7 protein-coding genes are annotated in these 6,646 nt (G+C 64.5%); 5 read left to right on the top strand and 2 right to left on the bottom strand.

All coding sequences use genetic code 11. The features are described from left to right. Nucleotides 1-121 precede the first annotated feature (121 nt). Nucleotides 122-1,066, top strand: a complete 945-nt coding sequence (locus EOA49_RS29210; RefSeq protein ID WP_082954005.1) for a glycine--tRNA ligase subunit alpha — start codon at nt 122-124, stop codon at nt 1,064-1,066. Here EOA49_RS29210 and EOA49_RS29205 read toward each other — a convergent pair. Next, a complete protein-coding gene (locus EOA49_RS29205) occupies nt 1,063-1,245 on the bottom strand; it encodes a hypothetical protein (RefSeq protein WP_127241108.1) in 183 nt (60 codons plus the stop codon). The two genes, EOA49_RS29210 and EOA49_RS29205, sit on opposite strands and share 4 nt — an antisense overlap. Nucleotides 1,246-1,498: 253 nt before the next feature. On the opposite strand from EOA49_RS29205, the gene EOA49_RS29200 reads away from it, so the two are divergent. After that, nucleotides 1,499-1,900 (top strand): DUF559 domain-containing protein, encoded by a 402-nt coding sequence (locus EOA49_RS29200; protein ID WP_127241107.1) that lies wholly within the window; start codon nt 1,499-1,501, stop codon nt 1,898-1,900. Nucleotides 1,901-1,969: 69 nt separating this feature from the next. After that, nucleotides 1,970-4,402 carry a glycine--tRNA ligase subunit beta gene (glyS, locus tag EOA49_RS29195; RefSeq protein ID WP_127241106.1) on the top strand — a complete coding sequence of 811 codons (2,433 nt, stop codon included), beginning with the start codon at nt 1,970-1,972 and terminating at the stop codon, nt 4,400-4,402. Between the two features lie 57 nt (nt 4,403-4,459). Here glyS and EOA49_RS29190 read toward each other — a convergent pair whose 3' ends face one another. Further along, entirely contained in the window at nt 4,460-4,942 is a 483-nt protein-coding gene (locus EOA49_RS29190) for a hypothetical protein (protein WP_127241105.1), read from the bottom strand. A 276-nt stretch (nt 4,943-5,218) separates the two neighbouring features. On the opposite strand from EOA49_RS29190, the gene EOA49_RS29185 reads away from it, so the two are divergent. Together EOA49_RS29185 and EOA49_RS29180 are read left to right on the top strand one after the other, a co-directional pair. After that, complete coding sequence (locus tag EOA49_RS29185; RefSeq protein WP_164746831.1) at nt 5,219-6,181, top strand: L-threonylcarbamoyladenylate synthase; 963 nt, start codon at nt 5,219-5,221, stop codon at nt 6,179-6,181. A gap of 79 nt (nt 6,182-6,260) precedes the next feature. Next, nucleotides 6,261-6,646, top strand: a 386-nt coding sequence (locus EOA49_RS29180; RefSeq protein WP_164749315.1) for an FAD-binding oxidoreductase, incomplete at its 3' end; no start/stop codon positions are given.

Raw genomic sequence — 6,646 nt, 5'->3', positions numbered from 1 at the left:
CGGCCGCAAATGGCCCACCCGCCGGCAAAGCTTCAACCTCTCCTCGATGCGGCGCCCTGCCTTGACGCTTGCCGGCCCGGCAACTAGGGAAAGCCCACTCCCAGCGCTTTCCGAGGCCGCCGTGACCGTCGAGATCCCTGCCCACATGCATCCCAGCCGCTCCTTCCAGGGGCTGATCCTGACCTTGCACAACTACTGGGCAGCTTACGGCTGCGTCATCCTGCAGCCCTACGACATGGAAGTCGGCGCCGGCACCTTCCACCCCGCCACCACCTTGCGCGCGCTCGGCCCGTTGCGCTGGAACGCGGCTTACGTGCAGCCGTCGCGTCGGCCGAAGGACGGCCGCTACGGCGAGAACCCGAACCGGCTGCAGCATTACTATCAATATCAGGTGATCCTGAAGCCGAACCCGCCGAACCTGCAGGAACTCTATCTCGGCTCGCTGGAAGCCATCGGCGTCGATCCGCTGCTGCATGACATCCGCTTCGTCGAGGACGATTGGGAGAGCCCGACGCTAGGTGCCTGGGGCCTCGGCTGGGAGTGCTGGTGCGACGGCATGGAAGTGTCGCAGTTCACCTATTTCCAGCAGGTCTGCGGCATCGAATGCGCGCCGGTGGCGGGCGAGCTCACCTATGGGCTCGAGCGCCTCGCCATGTATGTGCAGGGCGTCGACAATGTCTATGACTTGAATTTCAACGGCCGCGAGGGGCCTGAGAAGGTCACCTATGGCGACGTGTTCCTGCAGGCCGAGCAGGAATATTCGCGCCACAACTTCGAATTCGCCAACACGGCGATGCTGCTTCGGCATTTCGAGGACGCCGAAGCCGAGTGCAAGGCGCTGCTCGCTGCCGGCGCGCCGGCGTCGAACGACAATTCGTCGATGCACCGTCTGGTTTTCCCCGCCTATGACCAGTGCATCAAGGCAAGCCACGTGTTCAATCTGCTTGACGCCCGCGGCGTGATTTCCGTTACCGAGCGCCAGAGCTACATTCTGCGCGTGCGCAACCTTGCCAAGGCTTGCGGAGAGGCGTTCCTGCAGACGCGGGCGGGCGGCCTGGCGACTTAGCCCAAAGTTTCGCTGGCGATCTCGGCGGCGGCTGCAATCGGCAACGTGATCTGGACTGTCGCGGCATCAATCGTCCGCAGTGCCTGTCGCACGCCCGGCATCGAGAATGTGCCATGCATCTGGGCGGCGAAGCAGGCGCTCAGTGCCAGGATCTGCAGGATTCTCGATGCCGTCTTCATGGTCGTTCAGCCAATAGTTCTCCGTCTGAGCGTTGGTCGCTTCAGCACTGTGTTTGGTTCATGGGGTGTCTGTTCTTATGACGGGTGGGCTCGTGTCGTCCCGACAAAGAACTGAAAATTTCCTGAAATAGCTCGAACTGCCGACCGGCAGGCAGGGTGACAGGCGCGAGCCGAGTTGCTATGCGCCCTCTACCTCCCCCTTGATGGGGGAGGTCGCCGCGAAGCGGCGGGTGGGGGTGACGGGCGCTTCCCTATGCCAAAACTTGATCGGTTCAAGCTGCAGTCCGCACGAAGGCTGCGCGCGGCAATGACCGAGGAGGAACGCAGGCTGTGGCGGCACCTCTGGCGTATTCCGGTCGAAGGAACGCACTTTCGTCGACAAGCGTCGGTTGGCGGTTACTATCCTGACTTTATCTCCCATCGGCTGAAGCTGATCATCGAGGTGGATGGCTTCCAACATGGCTTTGATGGCCAGCAGTGCCATGATGCAGTCCGAATGAGATGGTTTGAGAGCCAGGGCTATCGCGTCGTCCGCTTCTGGAACCACGAGATAAAAAACGAACTGGATTCCGTTCTCGATACAATCTATGCGGCTGTGGAAGAGCGAAAATCACACCTTGGTCTGCGCGATGGTGCCGAAGGTGCTGGCGGCTGAAACGCCGCCACCCCACCCCGGCGCTGCGCGCCGACCCTCCCCATCAAGGGGAGGGTAAGGAGCTAACTGATGCCTGACCTCCTCCTAGAACTCCGCTCGGAAGAAATCCCCGCGCGCATGCAGCGCAAGGCGGCCGGCGATCTTCGCAAGATGCTGACCGACGGCTTGGTCGAGGCGGGTCTGACCTATGAGGCGGCGCGCGAATACTGGACGCCGCGCCGCCTGGCGCTGGACGTGCGCGGGCTGACGGCGCGCTCGAAGGACAGTCGCGAGGAGATCAAGGGCCCCTCGACCACCGCGCCCGACCAGGCGGTGCAGGGTTTTCTGCGCAAGGCCGGCCTTTCGTCGATCGCCGAGGCGCATGTCCATTCCGATCCCAAGAAGGGCGACTTCTACGTCGCCCACATCTCGAAGCCGGGCAGGGCGGCGGAAGAGATCATCGCAGAGCTGGTGCCGGGCATCATCAAGAACTTTCCCTGGCCCAAATCGATGCGTTGGGGCGCGGCCTCGGCCAAGCCCGGCTCGCTGCGCTGGGTGCGGCCGCTGCAATCGATCGTCTGCACCTTCGGCCCGGAGACCGAGGAGCCGGTGGTGGTCGACTTCGAGATCGACGGCATCCGCTCCGGCAACGTCACCTACGGCCACCGCTTCCATGCACCGGGCCCGATCACCGTGCGCCGCTTCGACGACTATGTGGCGAAGCTCGAAGCGGCCAAGGTCGTGCTTGATGCCGACCGGCGCAAGGAGATCATCCTGGCCGATGCCCGCAATGTCGCCTTCGCCAACGGCCTCGATCTCGTCGAGGACGAGGGCCTGCTGGAAGAGGTCTCTGGCCTGGTCGAGTGGCCGGTCGTGCTGATGGGCGAGTTCGAGCAGGATTTTCTCACCATCCCGGCCGAGGTCATTCGCCTAACCATTCGCGCCAATCAGAAATGCTTCGTCACGTCGCGCCCAACCTCCCCGCTAGAGGGGGAGATGTCGGCGAGGCCGACAGAGGGGGGTGCCGTCCCGCCGTTCTCTCAGCGCGAGGCACTCCCCTCTGCCCTGCCGGGCATCTCCCCCTCAAGGGGGGAGATTGGCCAATCGCCACTCTCCGACCGCTTCATCCTGGTTGCCAATATCGAGGCGAAGGACGGCGGCAAAGAGATCGCCTACGGCAATGGCAAGGTGGTGCGGGCGCGTCTCTCAGACGCCCTCTATTTCTGGAAGACCGACCAGGGCGACCTGCCCGACCTCGGCACGCTGCAAGAGTCGGCGGCGAAGTTCGAGCTGGATCTAAAGAAGCCGCTCGACCAGCGCATGGCGCGCCTTGACCATCTCAATGTGACCTTCCATGCCAAGCTTGGCACGCAGGGCGCCCGGGTCGAGCGCATCAAGCGGTTGGCCAAGGAGCTGGCGCCGACGGTGGCGAAGTCGATCTCCCCGCTTGAGGGGGAGATGGCCGGCAGGCCAGAGGGGGTCGCTTCGGCTGGTGCGACGCATTCTGGCCTTTCGAAGAGGGAAGAGGTTGGCACTCCACGCGAGACGACCCCCTCTGTCGCCTCTGGCGACATCTCCCCCTCGAGGGGGGAGATTACCGCGCTCGTCGCCCGCGCCGCGGTGCTCGCCAAGGCCGACCTGCAGACCGAGGTGGTAGGCGAGTTCCCGGAATTGCAGGGCGCCATGGGCCGCAAATATGCGCTGCTCCAAGGCGAGCATCCGTCGGTGGCCGCGGCCGCCGAGGAGCACTACAAACCGCAAGGCCCGTCCGACCGGGTGCCGACCGACCCGGTGTCGATTGCTGTCGCGCTGGCCGACAAGCTCGACACGCTGACCGGCTTCTGGGCGATTGATGAAAAGCCGACAGGCAGCAAGGATCCGTTCGCGCTCAGAAGAGCTGCACTCGGCGTGGTCCGAATCCTGATCGAGAACCGCATTCGCCTCGGACTGACATCGGTCTTCGCCAACGCCTTTGCGAGCTTCGCCGGCGATGCCGCACAAATTTCGGATCTCCTAGGCTTCTTCCATGACCGCCTCAAGGTATATCTCCGCGAAAGCGGTGCACGATACGATCTTATCGACGCCGTCATCACGCCGCAGTCCGACGACCTTCTGCAGATCGTTCGCCGCGTCGAGGCGCTGGGCAAGTTCCTCGACACGGAGGATGGCAAGAACCTGCTTGCCGGTACCAAGCGCGCCGCCAACATCCTGGCTGCCGAGGAGAAGAAGAAAACACGGGTCGCCGAGATTGTTGAGCCGGCGCTGTTCCGCGAGGATGCGGAAAAGAAGCTGTCTGCCGCGGTGAATCAGGCCGAGAAGGAAGCCGGCCAAGCGATTCAAAACGAAGATTTTTCCGCCGCCATGCTGACGCTTAGCGTCTTGCGTGAACCGGTTGATTCATTCTTTGAAGGGGTTCTCGTGAATGATGAGGACCAGGCCGTGCGCGCCAACCGCCTGGCCCTGCTTGCTCGCATCCGCGCCGCCACCGACCAGGTCGCCGATTTTTCAAAGATCGTCGGCTGACAGCCAGAATGCCGGTCGGAAGCTGCATGCTCCGTAAGGCGCGGGAGACCGTCGCGCCTACATCGCCTTGCTGAACCGCGGCGGCGTCGAGGCAGCTTCCGGTTGGACTTCCGGTTGGGTCTCGCCGTCAGACGCGGTTGCCGTCGTGGCGGGGTTGTTCTCGGAAGCGTTGGTATCGCCGTTGGCGGCAGCCTGAGCCGTGCCGTTGGGGGGCGTGGCCGCAGCCGTGCCGTTGGGAGGCGTGCCGGCGGGCGCGGTGCCGTTTGCCGGTGTCGCGGCCTCCTTGGCCGGGGCAGTCGCCGCGGGCGTCGCCGAGGCGCCGCCGACGATGCCGCCGCGAATGATCGTCGGCGGCTGCGCGTGCCTCTGTCCGGATTTCTCCGGGATCGCGGCCACTTTCTCATCGGTGACGGCTGGCACCGGCTCGCCGAGCGCCACAACTGACGGTGTAGCCTTGCCGGGCTCGATCGCGGCCAGCCTGACAATGGATGGCGTCGAGGTCGCCGCGCCGAGCACGACGATGGACGAAGCCTGTGCCAAGCCGCTCGTCGTCAGAAGACCGATAACGACCGCTCCTAGAGCAATTCCAGGAAAGGGACGTAACAGCTTTCCGTCCGCAATTGCATCGAAGCAAGACATACGCATCACGACAACTCTCCGCCCACCAACCGGAAATCCACACCCTAGCGTCGGCGAATTGATGCCGGCTTGCGCGGAAACCTAACATTTTAGGGATTGATAAATCGCCAATGCCCGCCCTTGCCGCTGCTTCCAAGCCGTATTACGGGACCGGCATGTTCAGGATCGGTGGTGAATTTGGCTGAGATACTTGGCGTCGGCGAGGCGATGGAAAGGGCGCTGGCGCTGCTCGAAGGCGGCGATGTTGTCGCCATCCCGACCGAGACCGTTTACGGACTGGCAGGTGACGCCACCAATGGGGCTGCCGTGGCGCGTATCTTCGAGGCCAAGGGGCGCCCGCGCTTCAACCCGCTGATCGCCCACGTCGCCGACCTCGCCATGGCGACCCGCATTGCTGCGTTCGATCCATTGTCAACAAAGCTGGCGGAAGCTTTCTGGCCCGGTCCGCTGACGCTGGTGTTGCCGCAACGCACGGAAAACGGCATCCATCCGCTCGTCACAGCCGGGCTTGACACGATCGCGCTGCGCATGCCGAGAGGCTTCGGCGGCGAGCTGATCGCGAGATTGGGCCGGCCGCTCGCGGCGCCCAGCGCCAATTCCTCCGGCAGGATCAGCGCCACGACGGCCGAGGCCGTGTCGGCCGATCTCGGCGGGAAGATCAAGCTGGTGGTCGACGGCGGCGCGACGCCCGTCGGCCTGGAATCGACGATCGTCAAGATCGAGGACGGCAAGCTGCGTCTGCTACGACCCGGCGGCATCGCTGCCCGGGACATTGAAGCGGTCGCCGGAATTGAGGTGATCCGCGGCGCTACCGGAATCCAGGCGCCCGGCATGCTCGCCTCGCATTACGCGCCGCGCGCATCGATGCGGCTCAACGTCGGCAAGCTCACGAGCGGCGAGGCGCTGCTCGCCTTCGGCCGCGCTCGCGCCGAAGGCTGGCAGGATGCCGTGGCGCTGCGCAATCTTTCCGAGGCGGGGAATCTGCGGGAGGCCGCCGCCAATCTGTTCGCCTATATGCAGGCGCTCGACCGCAGTGGCGCGCCCACTATCGCCGTCGAGCCGATCCCGGCCGACGGCTTGGGCGAGGCGATCAACGACCGGCTCGCGCGCGCCGCCGCCCCGCGTGACAAGATCGACTGAGCCTATCTCTTTGTTTTGACGCAATTCCGGACGGAAAACCGCTTCACACTTTTCCTGGAATTGCTCTAGGTTTGGGCGCATGAACGACCAGCCCTTCGACCTCGATCCTGCCCTCATCGACCGCTTCGCTGCCATCGTCGGCGACAGATACGCGCTGCGCGATCAGGCTGACATCGCGCCATACATCACCGAACGGCGCGGCCTCTGGCATGGCCGGACACCGCTGGTGCTGAGGCCAGGCAGCGTCGAGGAAGTGAGCCGCATCATGCGGCTCGCGACCGAGACCGGCACGCCGGTCGTGCCGCAGAGCGGCAACACCGGGCTGGTCGGCGCCCAAGTGCCGGACAAGTCCGGCCGCGACATCGTGCTCTCGCTGTCGCGGCTGAACCGCATCCGCGAAATCGATGTCCTGTCGAACACCATCACCGCCGAGGCCGGCGTCATCCTGCAGACGCTCCAGGAAGC

This window comes from Mesorhizobium sp. M1A.F.Ca.IN.020.04.1.1 (genome assembly GCF_003997315.1).
In the GTDB taxonomy this organism is placed as follows: Bacteria; Pseudomonadota; Alphaproteobacteria; order Rhizobiales; family Rhizobiaceae; genus Mesorhizobium.
The sequence above is the reverse complement of the archived record's forward strand: the minus strand, read 5'-3'. Positions and strand labels throughout refer to the sequence as shown.

Bases quoted from the DNA above. Each gene is read 5' to 3' on its own strand.
- EOA49_RS29205 (WP_127241108.1), bottom strand. From the start codon at position 1,245: ATGAAGACGGCATCGAGAATCCTGCAGATCCTGGCACTGAGCGCCTGC.
- EOA49_RS29200 (WP_127241107.1), top strand. From the start codon at position 1,499: ATGCCAAAACTTGATCGGTTCAAGCTGCAGTCCGCACGAAGGCTGCGC.
- glyS (WP_127241106.1), top strand. From the start codon at position 1,970: ATGCCTGACCTCCTCCTAGAACTCCGCTCGGAAGAAATCCCCGCGCGC.